General features: G+C 68.2%; 16 protein-coding genes. 3 read left to right on the top strand and 13 right to left on the bottom strand.

Annotated features, from left to right (window positions below; genetic code table 11):
• Positions 1–98: 98 nt before the first annotated feature.
• The 8 genes from WMF44_RS33745 to WMF44_RS33710 form a co-directional block, all read right to left on the bottom strand.
• The gene (locus tag WMF44_RS33745) at positions 99–743 is read right to left on the bottom strand and encodes a hypothetical protein (protein WP_437294160.1); all 645 of its coding nucleotides are present in this window, start codon (positions 741–743) and stop codon (positions 99–101) included.
• Between the two features lie 3 nt (positions 744–746).
• Positions 747–1,229 (bottom strand): hypothetical protein, encoded by a 483-nt coding sequence (locus WMF44_RS33740; protein WP_437294159.1) that lies wholly within the window; start codon positions 1,227–1,229, stop codon positions 747–749.
• A gap of 47 nt (positions 1,230–1,276) precedes the next feature.
• The gene (locus WMF44_RS33735) at positions 1,277–3,694 is read right to left on the bottom strand and encodes an ATP-binding cassette domain-containing protein (RefSeq protein ID WP_437294158.1); all 2,418 of its coding nucleotides are present in this window, start codon (positions 3,692–3,694) and stop codon (positions 1,277–1,279) included.
• 8 nt (positions 3,695–3,702) lie between these two features.
• Positions 3,703–4,122, bottom strand: a complete 420-nt coding sequence (locus WMF44_RS33730) for a DoxX family protein (protein ID WP_437294157.1) — start codon at positions 4,120–4,122, stop codon at positions 3,703–3,705.
• On the bottom strand, positions 4,119–4,559 hold the full coding sequence (locus WMF44_RS33725) for an SRPBCC family protein (RefSeq protein WP_437294156.1): 441 nt from the start codon (positions 4,557–4,559) through the stop codon (positions 4,119–4,121). The genes WMF44_RS33730 and WMF44_RS33725 overlap by 4 nt, the downstream gene beginning before the upstream one ends.
• The gene (locus WMF44_RS33720) at positions 4,556–4,885 is read right to left on the bottom strand and encodes an ArsR/SmtB family transcription factor (RefSeq protein ID WP_437294155.1); all 330 of its coding nucleotides are present in this window, start codon (positions 4,883–4,885) and stop codon (positions 4,556–4,558) included. Before WMF44_RS33720 ends, WMF44_RS33725 begins: the two co-directional genes overlap by 4 nt.
• 166 nt (positions 4,886–5,051) lie before the next feature.
• Entirely contained in the window at positions 5,052–5,453 is a 402-nt protein-coding gene (locus tag WMF44_RS33715; protein WP_437294154.1) for a VOC family protein, read from the bottom strand.
• A gap of 129 nt (positions 5,454–5,582) precedes the next feature.
• Positions 5,583–6,809, bottom strand: coding sequence for a serine hydrolase domain-containing protein (locus WMF44_RS33710; RefSeq protein ID WP_437294153.1), 1,227 nt, complete (start codon positions 6,807–6,809; stop codon positions 5,583–5,585).
• 189 nt (positions 6,810–6,998) lie between these two features.
• Here WMF44_RS33710 and WMF44_RS33705 point away from each other — a divergent pair, with 189 nt between their 5' ends.
• Together WMF44_RS33705 and WMF44_RS33700 are read left to right on the top strand one after the other, a co-directional pair.
• The gene (locus WMF44_RS33705) at positions 6,999–7,625 is read left to right on the top strand and encodes an acyl-CoA-like ligand-binding transcription factor (protein ID WP_437294152.1); all 627 of its coding nucleotides are present in this window, start codon (positions 6,999–7,001) and stop codon (positions 7,623–7,625) included.
• A gap of 132 nt (positions 7,626–7,757) precedes the next feature.
• Positions 7,758–8,162: a RidA family protein gene (locus WMF44_RS33700; RefSeq protein WP_437294151.1), complete on the top strand. Its 405-nt coding sequence runs from the start codon at positions 7,758–7,760 to the stop codon at positions 8,160–8,162.
• A 42-nt stretch (positions 8,163–8,204) separates the two neighbouring features.
• On the opposite strand, the gene WMF44_RS33695 is transcribed toward WMF44_RS33700, so the two are convergent.
• The 4 genes from WMF44_RS33695 to WMF44_RS33680 all read right to left on the bottom strand — a co-directional run bounded on the left by WMF44_RS33695 (position 8,205) and on the right by WMF44_RS33680 (position 10,236).
• Complete coding sequence (locus WMF44_RS33695) at positions 8,205–9,083, bottom strand: hypothetical protein (RefSeq protein ID WP_437294150.1); 879 nt, start codon at positions 9,081–9,083, stop codon at positions 8,205–8,207.
• Between the two features lie 172 nt (positions 9,084–9,255).
• The gene (locus WMF44_RS33690) at positions 9,256–9,414 is read right to left on the bottom strand and encodes a hypothetical protein (protein WP_437294149.1); all 159 of its coding nucleotides are present in this window, start codon (positions 9,412–9,414) and stop codon (positions 9,256–9,258) included.
• A gap of 142 nt (positions 9,415–9,556) precedes the next feature.
• Positions 9,557–9,871 carry a DUF3817 domain-containing protein gene (locus WMF44_RS33685; protein ID WP_437294148.1) on the bottom strand — a complete coding sequence of 105 codons (315 nt, stop codon included), beginning with the start codon at positions 9,869–9,871 and terminating at the stop codon, positions 9,557–9,559.
• A complete protein-coding gene (locus WMF44_RS33680) occupies positions 9,868–10,236 on the bottom strand; it encodes a hypothetical protein (protein ID WP_437294147.1) in 369 nt (122 codons plus the stop codon). Before WMF44_RS33680 ends, WMF44_RS33685 begins: the two co-directional genes overlap by 4 nt.
• A gap of 301 nt (positions 10,237–10,537) precedes the next feature.
• On the opposite strand from WMF44_RS33680, the gene WMF44_RS33675 reads away from it, so the two are divergent.
• On the top strand, positions 10,538–11,572 hold the full coding sequence (locus tag WMF44_RS33675; protein ID WP_437294146.1) for a GlxA family transcriptional regulator: 1,035 nt from the start codon (positions 10,538–10,540) through the stop codon (positions 11,570–11,572).
• Here the strand turns inward: WMF44_RS33675 and WMF44_RS33670 are convergent.
• The gene (locus WMF44_RS33670) at positions 11,506–12,630 is read right to left on the bottom strand and encodes a hypothetical protein (RefSeq protein ID WP_437294145.1); all 1,125 of its coding nucleotides are present in this window, start codon (positions 12,628–12,630) and stop codon (positions 11,506–11,508) included. The genes WMF44_RS33675 and WMF44_RS33670 overlap by 67 nt on opposite strands.
• Between the last annotated feature and the right edge of the window lie 148 nt (positions 12,631–12,778).

Genomic DNA, 12,778 nt, shown 5'->3' with positions numbered 1-12,778 from the left:
GAGTGCGCTTCCGCGCCGAAAACGCCGATCTGGACCCGTCTCCTGTGCGGGTGACCGCCGCTCTGCGACGCTCGCACCAGGCTCAGCTGAAAACCGCTCTAGCTCGCGGGGCGCACTGGCGTAGCAAGATCGAAGTCACCGTATACCCAGATCCCGGCGGCGTCGTAGAGCTTCGTCAATGCTGGTTTGGAAAATCCGCTCTTCCCCCACGGCTGGAGATCCCCGTCGAGCTCGCAGAATGAAAGATCTGTTGCCCCAGCGGCCTTCAGCCTCTCGGCCCGCACCAGCACCGCAGCCAAGATCGCTTGGTCGAACGGCTTGACGAACTCGAGCTCGCCGCCGCTCAGGTCGATCGCCCGCTCCAGCATGGCGTCGTCGAGCGCGAAGACATCGAGCCCGGGGTGCTTGCGCAGCGACGTGAGCATCGTGTCGAGCTGCTTGAGCTCCTCTTTCACGCTGCTCTCGAACATGCTGAGCACCCGTAACGCCGTGGCCTCCTCGTCGATCGAGATTCTTCCGTTCGCCTTGCCCCAGCGCAGAAACTGGCGAATGGCATCTGCTTCGTGCCGAGGCTTGAGCTCCTGGATCGGACGACGTGCCTCGTTCAGGCAAATGGACGGAAGATGAAGCTCGAGCTCTCCCGCGGCAGCACGGTTGAGAAGATCAACCGCTGCCCTTTTCTTGTGATGCGCAGGCGCAGCATAGTCCACGACCCAATTGGTCTCGACGAAGACGTGCCGCATCGTTCAGGTCCCGGTGCGCCTCATGCTCGCACGCGGCCCAGCCGCACGCACCTCTCCTTGCTCCAGAGCGGGCACCACGTGATCCTCGACGGCCTCACGCAAGTCTGGCGCCAAGGCGGCCAGATTGGATGGATTCGTGAGCCCCTCCAACCAGCGCTGGACTTCGTCCTCGAATTGAACCCCGCGCAGTCCTGGCTCTTCAATCGCGCGAATCGTCGACGCCACGCCAGCTTCGAAGACGCCCGCCGTCGAGAACGCCCCGACCAGCTCCACCGATCCTTCCTCGTAGCTCGCAAACGTATCGCGGTAGATGCGCACTGCGTCCGGCGTGACGAGCATCCCGGTAGCGTAGCCATGGCGCACCATGTACGCCTTGAGCTGTTGTTCCGACGCCTGGAGATCGTGGATCGACAGCTTCACCTCGACGACGAGCGAGCGGCTCGTTCCGTCGCGGGAGGTGACCAGAATGTCCGGAGCGAACGACATGCACGCATTGTAGCACGTCAAGCTCCCACGGGGAAAAGCGGGCTCGCTCAGCGAGCTTGGCGAGACGCGGCAGCCTTCGGCTGGCTTCCGACGAACGCCGCCAGGTGCTCGCCGGTCAGCGTCGAATTCGCGGCCACCAGGTCGGCCGGGGTGCCTTCGAACACGATCCGCCCGCCGTCGTGGCCCGCGCCCGGCCCGAGGTCGATGATCCAGTCGGCGTGCGCCATCACCGCCTGGTGGTGCTCGATCACGATGACCGACTTGCCGGAGTCGACGAGCCGGTCCAGCAGCCCGAGCAGCTGCTCGAGGTCGGCCAGGTGCAGCCCGGTCGTCGGCTCGTCGAGCACGTAGACGCCGCCGTCGGCGCCCATGTGCGTCGCGAGCTTGAGCCGCTGCCGCTCGCCGCCCGACAGCGTCGTGAGCGGCTGGCCGAGCCGCAGGTAGCCGAGCCCCACGTCGGCCATGCGCTGGAGGATCGCGTGCGCGGCCGGCGTGTGCCCCTTGCCGGCGCCGAAGAAGCCGACCGCCTCTGCGACCGACAGATCGAGCACCTCGGCGATGTTGAGCTTGCCGAGGCGGTACTCCAGGACAGACGCCTGGAACCGCCGGCCCTCGCAGTCCTCGCAGACCGTGGTGACGCCGGCCATCATCGCGAGATCGGTGTAGATCACCCCGGCCCCGTTGCAGGTCGGACAGGCACCCTCGGAGTTGGCGCTGAACAGCGCGGGCTTCACGCCGTTGGCCTTCGCGAACGCCTTGCGGATCGGCTCCAGCAGATCGGTGTATGTCGCCGGGTTGCTCCGCCGCGAGCCGCGGATCGGGGCCTGGTCGACCGACACCACCCCGTCACGGCCGGACACCGAGCCGTGGATCAGCGAGCTCTTGCCCGACCCCGCCACGCCGGTCACCACCACCAGCACGCCGAGCGGGATGTCGACATCGACGTTCTTCAGGTTGTGCGCGCGCGCGCCGCGCACCTTCATCACCCCCGACGGCTTCCGCACCGACCGCTTCAGGGAGGCCCGGTCGCTCAGGTGACGTCCGGTGAGCGTGCCGCTCGCCCGCAGCCCGTCGATGGTGCCCGTGAAGACCACCTCGCCGCCGGCGGTGCCGGCGCCGGGGCCCAGGTCGACGACATGGTCGGCGATAGCGATCGTCTCCGGCTTGTGCTCGACCACGAGGACGGTATTGCCCTTGTCGCGCAGCCGCAGCAGCAGCTCGTTCATCCGCTGGATGTCGTGGGGGTGCAGCCCCACCGTCGGCTCGTCGAAGACGTAGGTGACGTCGGTGAGCGACGACCCGAGGTGGCCGATCATCTTGGTGCGCTGCGCCTCGCCGCCCGACAGCGTGCCCGACGGCCGGTCGAGGCTGAGGTAGCCGAGGCCGATCTCGACGAACGAGTCGAGCGTGTGCCGCAGCGTCGCCAAGAGCGGCTTGACGGACGGCTCGTTCAGATCACGCACCCACTTGGCCAGGTCGTTGATCTGCATCGCGCAGGCGTCGGCGATGTTGATCCCCTTGATCTTCGAGGACCGGGCAGCCTCGCTGAGCCGCGTGCCGCCGCACTCGGGACAGGTGGAGAACTTGATAGCGCGCTCCACGAACGCCCGGATGTGGGGCTGCATCGCGTCGACGTCCTTGGACAGCATCGACTTCTGGATCTTCGGGATCAGCCCTTCGTAGGTCAGGTTGATGCCCTCGACCTTGATCTTGGTCGGCTCCTTGTGGAGCAGGTCGTGGAGCTCCTTCTTCGTGAACTTGCGGATCGGCTTGTTCGGGTCGAAGAAGCCGCAGCCGTTGAAGATGCGCCCGTACCATCCATCCATCGAGTAACCGGGGATGGTGAGCGCACCCTCGTTGAGCGACTTGCTGTCATCGTAGAGCTGGGACAGATCGAAGTCGGAGACGGATCCCATGCCCTCGCATTTCGGGCACATGCCTCCGTTGACCACGAACTCGCGCTTCTCGGTCTTCTTCCCGCCGGCCTTCTCGATCGAGATCGCCCCGACCCCGCGGACCGACGGGACGTTGAAGGAGAAGGCGTTGGACGAGCCGATGTGCGGCTTGCCGAGGCGGCTCCACAGCACCCGCAGCATCGCGTTGGCGTCGGTCGCCGTGCCGACCGTCGAGCGGGAATTGGCGCCCATCCGCTCCTGGTCCACGATGATCGCGGTCGTCAGCCCTTCCAGCACGTCGACCTCGGGCCGGGCCAGCGCCGGCATGAACCCCTGCACGAACGCGCTGTAGGTCTCGTTGATCAGCCGCTGCGACTCCGCCGCGATGGTGCCGAACACAAGCGACGACTTGCCCGATCCCGAGACGCCGGTGAACACCGTCAGCCGCCGCTTGGGGATCTCGACGCTGACGTCCTTGAGGTTGTTCTCCCGGGCGCCCTGGACCCGGATCCAATCGTGGCTGTCTGCGGCGTGCTGTCTGTCTGCGGCTTGCTGCTTGGAGGAGGCCATGGTCGCGATCATGTCATCAACACCGACGGTCTGTGAAGGGGTTCCGGCAACCTGCGCGAGTCCGGCCGCAGCGCCCACGACGCCACCGCCAGCGCGAGGACCACGAGCGGCGCGATGATGTGGCCAGCGTTGCTCGTGGCGTCGCTGGCGCCGACGGCGGCCCAGGCGAAGGCGGCGCCGGTGAGGTCGAACACGAGGCCCGCGTACGCCCACTCCTTCAAGCGCGGAAATCTCGGCGCCAGCAGCGCGAGCGCGCCGAGGATCTTCCAGATGCCGAGGAGCGTGACGAAGTGCAGCGGATAGCCGAGGCGCACGAAGCCGTCGACGCTCGCCGGCGCGTGGAGGACGTGGGCCACGCCGCCCGAGACCATGGACGACACGACAAGGCCTGTGGTCACCCAGTAGGCCACGAGCCTCGCGCGGCTCATGAGATCCTCTCGAGCAGGTCGACGAGCTTCCCGCCCATCATCTTCCAGCCGTAGCGCGCGCCGCCGAAGTTCTGCTTCTGGTCCGGCTTGAAGCCCGACTGCACGAGGGACAGGCGCGTGCCCGACGCCGTGGGCGTGAGCGTGAACGTCACGACGGTCTCCAGGAAGGGGACGCTCCACGTATAGCTGAGCTTCCGATGCGCTTCGATCTCCACGAACCGGCAATTCACGGTGCCGTCCCAGCCGGGGTACGGCTGCGTCTTGAGGGTGAACGCCGCCCCCGGCTCGAGCTGGAGACCGATGGTGGGCAGGAGCCACTCCGCGAGCAGCGCCGGTTCGGTGAGCGCGCGCCACACCTTCTCCGGCGAGTGCTTCAGATCGAACTCGAACGAAATGGATTCGGTCTGCGATTGTGCGGTCGTGTCGGTGAGGTTCATTCGTCCATTTTCTCCAGCAGTTGTTCGAGGCGATCGACGCGCTCCGTCCAGAAGGCGCGGTAGTGCGTGATCCAGTCGACGAGCGGCTTCAGCCCGCGCGGCTCCACCCGGTAGTAGACACAGCGCCCCTCGCGCCGGCCGCTCACGAGGCCGGCGTCTTTCAACGTGGCGAGGTGCTGCGAGATCGCCGGCTGCGAGATGTCGAAGCGCGACGTGAGGTCCTTCACGGCCGCTTCGCCGCGCGTGAGCGACTCGAAGATCGCCCGGCGGCTGGGGTCCGCCAGCGCCTGGAAGATCTTGTCTTCGACCACGGCCGCGCTCTGCATCCACGACTTATAAGCCGCGGCTTATTGATTGTCAAGCGCGCGGATCCGGCTGTCTGGGCGCGTCGGCGCCGTGGGGCATGGTGCTGCGAAGCAGCCAGCTCTCCTGGTACGTGGCGGGGCGCACGAACGCGGGGAGTGTCTCCTCCGCCGCCGAGATCCGTGCGGCTTACTGTCCGGCCTTCGGATCCATCCACGCCACCTCCCAGTGGTGCCCGTCGAGGTCCTCGAAGCTCCGGGTGTACATGAACCCGTGGTCCTCCGGCGGCCCCGCCTCCTTGCCGCCGCCGGCGAGCGCCTTCGCCACCATCGCGTCGACGTCGGCACGGCTCTCGCACGAGAGCCCGAAGGCCCCCTCCACGTGCGTGGCAGTGTCGCAGATCTCCTTCTTGGTGAACGTCTTGAAGAACGGCTCGACGAGCAGCATCGCGTAGGCGTGCTCGCCGATGAACATGCAGGCGGCCTGCCCGCCCGTGACCTTCGGGTTGAACGTGAAGCCGAGGGCCTTGAAGAACGCCACGGTGCGATCGAGGTCCTTGATGGGCAGGCTGACGAAGAGCTTGTGGGACATGAAAATGTCCTCCTTCCGCGACATGGACCCCCGGCCCGCGGAGAAATCATCGGTCGCTCGAAAAAATCTTCGCGCCCTGCTCCGGCAGCTCCAGGGGCGAGGCCTTGCGCCACTCGCCGAGCAAGGTCGTCAGCGGTCGTCGGCCGACGCCAGGGCCTGGAACTGGGTGATGGCTTCGTAGACTCCCAGGCCGATGCCTCTGCTGAGCTGGTCCCGCTCGACCATGTTATGTGCCAGAAAGATCAGCACCGAGTCGTCGTCGGCGTCCGCGCGCCACCAGCCTCCGAAGCCCCCTGGCCAGCCGACCGCGCCCTCGCGGCCCCCGCACACCGTGGGCTCGGCCTTCTTCGGATCGAGCACCACGGCGATGCCCATCCCGAACCCGTGACCGCCCCGGAAGAGCGGCATGCCTCCCACTTCAGCCGTGGCGCGCTGCTGCTCGGTGAGACGGTTGGAGGTCATCGAGGCGAGGGTCTCGGGCCGCAAGATACGCACGCCATCCACGGCGCCTGCTCCCAGGAAGATGCGCGCGAACGCGAGATAGTCGTCCAGCGTCGACCACAGCCCCTGGCCGCCGGAGACATAGGCCATGTCATCGGGCCGTTCAGGGACCGTCGAGCCGCCTGGGCAGGTGAGGCGCGCGGCGAGGCGGCCCGAAGCATCGAACCCGCAGTTCTTGACGCGCCGGTCCCGCTTCTCACGTGGCACGATGAAGCCGGTGTCGGCCATGCCGAGCGGATCGAAGATCCGGCGCTCGAGCACGTCGCCGAGCGGCGCGTCCTCGATGCGCGCAATGAGCAACCCGAGGAGATCGGTCGAGTGACCATAGTGAAGGGTGGCCCCCGGCTGGTCGATCAACGGCAAAGCAGCCAGCCGCGAGATCCACTCATCGGGCGCCACGTGGCTGTCGATGTCGCCTCCCAGCGCCTCCGCATAAGCCTCCGCGATGGGACCACGATGCAACGCCCCGTAGGTCAGCCCCGAGCGGTGCGTCAGCAGATCCTCGAAGGTGATCGGTCGCTCTGCCGGGTCGGTCTCGTCGAGCGGGCCCGTGGGAGAGCGCAGGACGCGCATGTCGCTGAACTCCGGTGCCCAGCGAGCGATCGGATCGGTCAGCGCGAAGCGCCCCTCCTCGAACAGCATGAGCGCCGCCGTCGAGGTGATCGGCTTCGTCATCGACGCGATGCGGAACAGGCTGTCATGCTCGAGGGGCAGCTTGGCCTCCAGGTCTCGCCACCCGACAGACGCGCGCTGAACCACCTTGCCGTCACGCCAGACCATCGTTGCTGCGTTGGCGAGCGCGCCAGCGTCTACGATCGCTCCGACGGCCCGCGCGATCGGGTCTCCTCCGTTCATTCGTTCCCTCGATTCATCCCATGTCCGGCCAACGTCGCGATCCGCTGCGTCGCAGGGCCCAGCGGCGGGTTATAACATGTGGACGGCGAGGCACCGCGGCCAACCTTCGTATTCCCGCGACCACGGTCGCGACGCTCCGCGGCCTTCAGGGAGGAGCACCCGAAGCGTGCGCGTGGTACCTTGGCCCCCATGAAGGAGGCTGGCGCCCCGGGGCTCAGGGAACGCAAGAAGGAGCGCACGCGCGCGCAGATCATCGAGACCGCGATCGAGCTCTTCCTGAAGAACGGCTACGAGCAGACGACGCTCGATGACGTGCTCGGGGTGGTCGAGGTCTCGCGGAGGACGTTCTTCCGCTACTTCGAGTCGAAGGAAGACCTCGTGATCGCGTGGATGGACCAGTTCATCGAGGCGGCGCGCGAGGCGGTGCGGGCGCGCCCGCCGAGCGAGCCGCCCGTCGTGGCGCTGCGAAACGCCGTCAAGACGATCGTGAAGTTTCACGAGGGGGATCTGCCCCGCTTCGCCCTGATCCAGCAGTTCGTCGCGCGGACGCCGGCGATCCGCGCGAGGCAGCGCGAGCGGCTGGGACACTGCGGGGAGGAGATCTGCGAGCCGCTGGCCGAGCGCATGGGCCTGGACGCGCGGCACGATCTCGCGCCGCGCGTGCTGGCGAGCTGCGCGATGGCGGTCGTGCAATCCGCGATGGACGCGTGGATCGCGCGCGGGGCCACCGAGGACCTGCCAGAGCTCGTGGACGAGGCCTTCCAGACGCTCGCGCGCGAGTTCGCCCGCGGTGGGAGCGGCACCTCGCCGCAATGAGCGCCGGCTCGGTCGTTTCCTCCTGAGGCGCGCCGCCGGTTCGTCCGCCGGCAGTTCCTCGTGCGCCTTGACAGCCAATCGCGCGCACGGCCCTTGACCTCCTCGAATTGTGTTGCTTTTCCTTCCCCCTCGATGCGCCTGGTCAAGATCAACCCGCCCGACGTCCACCGGACTCCCGGTTATCACCACGTCACGATCGTCGAGGCAGGCCGGCTGGCCTTCCTCGCCGGCCAGTGCCCGCTCGACCTCGACGGCAACGTGGTCGGCGCGGGCGACTACCTCGCGCAGGCCGACCAGGTGGCAGCGAACGCGCTGACTGTTTTGAACGCGGCCGGGGCGCGGCCCGCCGACGTGGTGCGCTCGGTGATTTACGTGGTCAGCGACGACGACCAGGTGCTGGGCGCGGTGTGGCAGCGACTGAACGACTCGGCGCTCGGCCCGGCCTTCGGTACGGCCAGCACCCTGCTCGGGGTCGCTTCGCTCGGCTTCACCGGTCAGCTGGTCGAGCTGGACCTGACCGCCGCGCTTCCCGGTTGATCCAGCGCTCCGACGTCACGCTCCCTGACCGAGGACCCTCGTTCAGCGGAAGGCGAAGCGGTCGACCGTGATCGTGTAGCTGAGCTGTTCGCCGCGCTCGATGCGGCCACCGAGCGATAGGTTGTGCTCCTCGCCGCTCGTCGCCACGTACTTCGCGTCGGCCGCCACGAACGTGCACGCACCCTCGATCGGCTGCGGGCGCTCGGAGAGGCAGCCGTGGCCGTCCTCGCCGACGGGGCGACAGACGCGGGTGTCGAGCTTCAGCGCCTCGACCTCCTCGCGCGAGAACAGGCGCTCCTCGTAGGTGATCTTCATGGGCTTCTCGCAGCGAACGTAGATGGGCAGGTACTGGTGCTGCGCGTCCCGGTACACGACGCCGTCTTCGATCTCCTCGCGCGTGCCCGTGGCCACGTCCAGATAGCCCTTCAGGCGGACCGGCGCCTCGACCGCAGCGGGGAGCCCCTCGGCGGGCATCGCCTCGGCGTGCGGGTGATCGCCGGCGTAGACGAGGACGTTGAGGAAGCGGTGCCGCGCGCCGTCCCCGGCGGGGCCGAAGATCTCGCTGACCGCGTCGCACCGTGCGGCCTGCTCGGCGGAGTGGCTCTCCATGTTGTCCCCGATCGACTCGAACCCGAGCTCGTAGACGCCCATGCTCGCTCCCCAGCCATTGTCGTTCCTGGACGCGGTCAGGCCGGCGGCGTCGTTGTCTGGGGCAATCCAGAGGTTGTTGGTGGCGAGCGCGGGGACGTGCGCCAGCGAGCGAACGAGGGAGCCGTCGTCGCCGCAGCCGCGCCCGATCTGTTCATAGGTGGTGTCTACCTCCGCCGGAGTCGACGGGGTTGCCGGCGCCGCGGTGCCCTCGGCGTTCGTGTCGCCATCCGCTCCGCCGCAGCCCGCGACGAAGATGAAAGGAGCCCCCACGAGAACCAGCGAACGAAAGCAATTCCTCATGACAGCGGTGAGAGCAAAGCTCGTACCTCCCCGATCCATGCGAATTTTCCGTCCAAATCGCAGCGCGAGACGCGACGCGTGAACGGGGCGCCACACCTCGGCTGCTTACGACGTGGCCGGCGTCATCAAGACCGTCGGTGCATCACACACCCTGGATCCAGCGTTGAAGCAAGGACAGCCCAGCTGGATCGACGGTTTCCGTGGCGACCGGCGGCATCCTCGCCAGGAACACCCCGTCGCGGTGGAACCGGCGGAACAGCGGGCTCGCCTCGGGATCGCCCGGCCTGACGAACCGACCCACCGCCGTCCGGTAGACCGGCGTGAGCTCGGGCTTCTCGAGCCGATCGACGCGCAGCGAGAGATCGAAATCCAGGCGCGGATCGGGGCGCTCGTCGAGGAGAGCGCGCTGCCGTGGCCATCGTCAAGAGGCCGATGCCGCGGCGTCAGCCATGGGGCGCGGTCCCCGCCTCGCCCTCGATCTCGCGCTTCAACGTCCGATCCAGCGCGAAGGTCCCGCCCGGTACGAGCGACGCGAGGAGCGCCGTGAGCGAACGGCGACGCGGCCACTCGCGCTCGGTGGCCGCGCGAAACAGCGCGGAGACGAAGAGGAGAAAGAAGAGCCCGTGGGCGCTGCCGGCGATCCGGACCGCGACCGGCAGGCCGAAGATGTATTTGAGCGGCATCGCGACGGTGAGGAGGACCAGGAACGACAGCCCTTCCAGGAAGCCGACGACGCGCAGGGTGCGAAGCGCGCTCATGATCGGACGTCAGACCAGGTGGGCCGAAAGACCATCATCAGCAGCACCACGAAGAGAGGGGCGAAGGTCGAGACGAACGCGCCGAGCGTGCGCCGGTCGCGCGCGACGCTGTGAACGAGGGCGAGCTGCGAGACCAGCGACAGGACGAGCCCTGCGATGACCCAGAGCTCCATCAAAGGGACCTGCAGCTGCGTGGTCAGCAGGTATCCCGCGATCCACGTGACGACCAGCCCCGGGGAGGCCACGGCGTGGACGGCGCGCTTGCGATCGGCGTGCGCCGTGGCGACGAAGCTGCCAATGAGGCCGCCCGCGTACAGGATGACGCCCAGGAACTTGATCAACCGTAGAATCTGGTAAGCGGGCATGAGGGGGCTCCATGGCGCGGCGCGAGGCGCTCTTCACGGTTCGCCTTGTCAAGATGACCTCGACGACTCCGAGGCGTGAGACGGCCGGAGGGGCTCGCAAGCGCGGGGATGCCCCGGATGCCAGTGGCATCGAGCCGTCATCGCTCGGCGTATGGCACGGGTGGGATATGGCACAGCGGGGACGGCCCCGCGAGGGGCGTTCGTGCCAATCTTCGACGGCTTCTGGCCAGCCCGACGTCCCGGACCCGCGGCGGATCATAAAACCGTTGGCATGAAGTGGATCATCAAGCATCTTTCAGCCATGCATGTCGTGGCTGTGGTCGTGATGGACGGGGTCATCCCCTTCGACCTGTCGACGCCCTGCGAGGTGTTCGGGCGTGTCCGGCTGCCCGGGGGTCGGGCCGGGTATCAAGTCCGTGTTTGCGGGGTGACGCGCGAGGTGAGCGCCGGAGCGTTCGATCTCCGGGTGCGCTGCGGCCTCGACGAGCTGGCGCGAGCGGACACCATCATCCTTCCGGGCGTCGCCGGGGTGAGCGCCGCGGTCCCGGAGGCGCTCTTGCACGCGGTCCGCGCGGCGGCGGCCTCGGGCGCCCGCGTCGCCTCCATCTGCACCGGGGCGTTCCTCCTCGCCGCGACCGGGCTGCTCGACGGGCGCCGCGCCACGACCCACTGGCTCGCGGCGGACGAGCTCGCGCGCCGCCACCCGGCCATTCGCGTCGACCCGAAGGTGCTTTACGTGGATGAGGGGCAGTTTCTGACGTCGGCGGGCGCCGCGGCGGCGCTCGACCTCTGCCTCCACATGGTGCGGCTCGACTACGGCTCGGCCGTGGCCGCGGACACGGCGCGGCTCTCGGTGATGCCGCTCGAGCGTGACGGGGGGCAGTCGCAGTTCATCCTCCACGAGCCGCCCGCGCCGGACGGCTCGTCGCTCGAGCCGCTGCTGCGGTGGATCGAGGAGAGCCTCGACAAGCCGCTCACGCTCGAAGACATCGCGCGGCGCGCGGCCCTCAGCGTGCGCACGCTGAGCCGCCGTTTCCGCGAGCAGACCGGCACCACGCCGCTCCAGTGGCTGCTCCGTGCCCGCGTGCGCCGCGCGCAGCAGCTGCTCGAAACGACGGCGCACTCGGTGGAGTCGATCGCAGCGAGGGTCGGGTTCGGCTCGCCGACCGCCTTCCGCGAGCACTTCCAGCGGCTCGTGACCACGAGCCCGCAGGCGTACCGCCGCGCCTTCCGCGCCGCGCCGCTCAAGGCGAACGGCGCGATCCGCCCTCAGTCTTCGGCCCTGACGATGAACCCGTCCGAAGACGATCCCGGTCGTTTGTTGATGGCCAGGTAGACGCCGCTCGTGTCGGCCGCGATGTGGGAGATGGAATCGTCGGTCTTGACGAGCTGGGTGGGGTTCTTCCCGTCCACGCCGACGCGCCACAGCGCTCCGGACGAGGCCCAGTAGAGCGCCTGTGCGTGGGCGACGAAGAAGGTGCCCTCCACGTCGGGGGACGAGAGCACCTCGGTCGGATCGCCGCCGGATACGGGCACGCGCCAGATCGCGCCGGGGCTCATGTAATAAATGAACTCGCCGCTGATCGCGAAGCCCAGGAGGGTGCCACCGCCCACGGTCACGGTCACCTGCGGCTCGCCGCCGGTCCGGGGGGAGCGCAGGATCTCGTCCTTGTCGAAAAACTCGACGGATTGCCAGTAGACGAACCCGGAATCCAGGGCCAGCGTCGTGCTGGAGATGTCGCCGGCTGGACCATGCACGACCTCGTCCCCGGCGTCGAGCCCGACGCTCCTGACCTCGAGCGGCCCCGAGCGCCCTTCCTGGGTGAAGAACACGCGCTCGCCATCGGTCACGACATCCTCGATGCGGCCAAAGTCGTCGACGAACGTCACCAGATCGAACACGGCACCGCCCGATTTCGGCATCGCGCGGACCCAGTGCGTGACCGAGTTTTCGGCCCAATACACGTTCTTCTCGTCCACCGCGACGGACAGGGGGACATTGGGTGAATTGTAGATCTCCTCGCGCCCTCCCCCCGCCTTCGCCACGCGCGCGACGGCGGTGTGTGTGAGCTGCTCGACCCAGTACACGTGCGACGCGTCGACCGCGATGCCGTGATCGATGGACACGAGCTTCCCGGCGTGCGCGAGCACCGTGCAGCCGCCGGCCGACACGCCCACGGGGAGGCACGCGCCATTGCAGGACACCTGCGCTTCTGGGCAGTCGGCGGGCCCCTGTCCGTCCCCGCCGGTCTCGCTGCCCGCGCTCCCGCCGGCCCCGCCCTCGCCCTGCCCCCCAGCCCCTTGCGCTTGCTCCCCAGCGCCCTTGTCGTCGCCTCCACAACCAACGATCATCGACATCACCACGACGGTGCTCCCGAACCAATTCAGCCGCATACAACTCTCCTGTTCCGAACTGCCGACCTGTACGCGCCCGCCGGCGCACGTTTTCGTCGCCGGGGTCGCGCTGTCGCGGCGTTCGACGGTCGCGGGAGCGATCCATTCGACGCCGTGCGTCGCGCTCGCTCCCGGGCGATCGAGGCAC

Source organism: Sorangium sp. So ce426 (assembly GCF_051475585.1).
In the GTDB taxonomy this organism is placed as follows: Bacteria; Myxococcota_A; Polyangia; order Polyangiales; family Polyangiaceae; genus Sorangium; species Sorangium cellulosum_B.
This window is presented reverse-complemented; position numbering and strand designations above follow the sequence as displayed.

Coding starts and splice junctions, on each gene's coding strand:
- WMF44_RS33745 (WP_437294160.1), bottom strand. CDS start 743: ATGCGGCACGTCTTCGTCGAGACCAATTGGGTCGTGGACTATGCTGCG.
- WMF44_RS33740 (WP_437294159.1), bottom strand. CDS start 1,229: ATGTCGTTCGCTCCGGACATTCTGGTCACCTCCCGCGACGGAACGAGC.
- WMF44_RS33735 (WP_437294158.1), bottom strand. CDS start 3,694: ATGGCCTCCTCCAAGCAGCAAGCCGCAGACAGACAGCACGCCGCAGAC.
- WMF44_RS33730 (WP_437294157.1), bottom strand. CDS start 4,122: ATGAGCCGCGCGAGGCTCGTGGCCTACTGGGTGACCACAGGCCTTGTC.
- WMF44_RS33725 (WP_437294156.1), bottom strand. CDS start 4,559: ATGAACCTCACCGACACGACCGCACAATCGCAGACCGAATCCATTTCG.
- WMF44_RS33720 (WP_437294155.1), bottom strand. CDS start 4,885: ATGCAGAGCGCGGCCGTGGTCGAAGACAAGATCTTCCAGGCGCTGGCG.
- WMF44_RS33715 (WP_437294154.1), bottom strand. CDS start 5,453: ATGTCCCACAAGCTCTTCGTCAGCCTGCCCATCAAGGACCTCGATCGC.
- WMF44_RS33710 (WP_437294153.1), bottom strand. CDS start 6,809: ATGAACGGAGGAGACCCGATCGCGCGGGCCGTCGGAGCGATCGTAGAC.
- WMF44_RS33705 (WP_437294152.1), top strand. CDS start 6,999: ATGAAGGAGGCTGGCGCCCCGGGGCTCAGGGAACGCAAGAAGGAGCGC.
- WMF44_RS33700 (WP_437294151.1), top strand. CDS start 7,758: ATGCGCCTGGTCAAGATCAACCCGCCCGACGTCCACCGGACTCCCGGT.
- WMF44_RS33685 (WP_437294148.1), bottom strand. CDS start 9,871: ATGAGCGCGCTTCGCACCCTGCGCGTCGTCGGCTTCCTGGAAGGGCTG.
- WMF44_RS33680 (WP_437294147.1), bottom strand. CDS start 10,236: ATGCCCGCTTACCAGATTCTACGGTTGATCAAGTTCCTGGGCGTCATC.
- WMF44_RS33675 (WP_437294146.1), top strand. CDS start 10,538: ATGCATGTCGTGGCTGTGGTCGTGATGGACGGGGTCATCCCCTTCGAC.
- WMF44_RS33670 (WP_437294145.1), bottom strand. CDS start 12,630: ATGCGGCTGAATTGGTTCGGGAGCACCGTCGTGGTGATGTCGATGATC.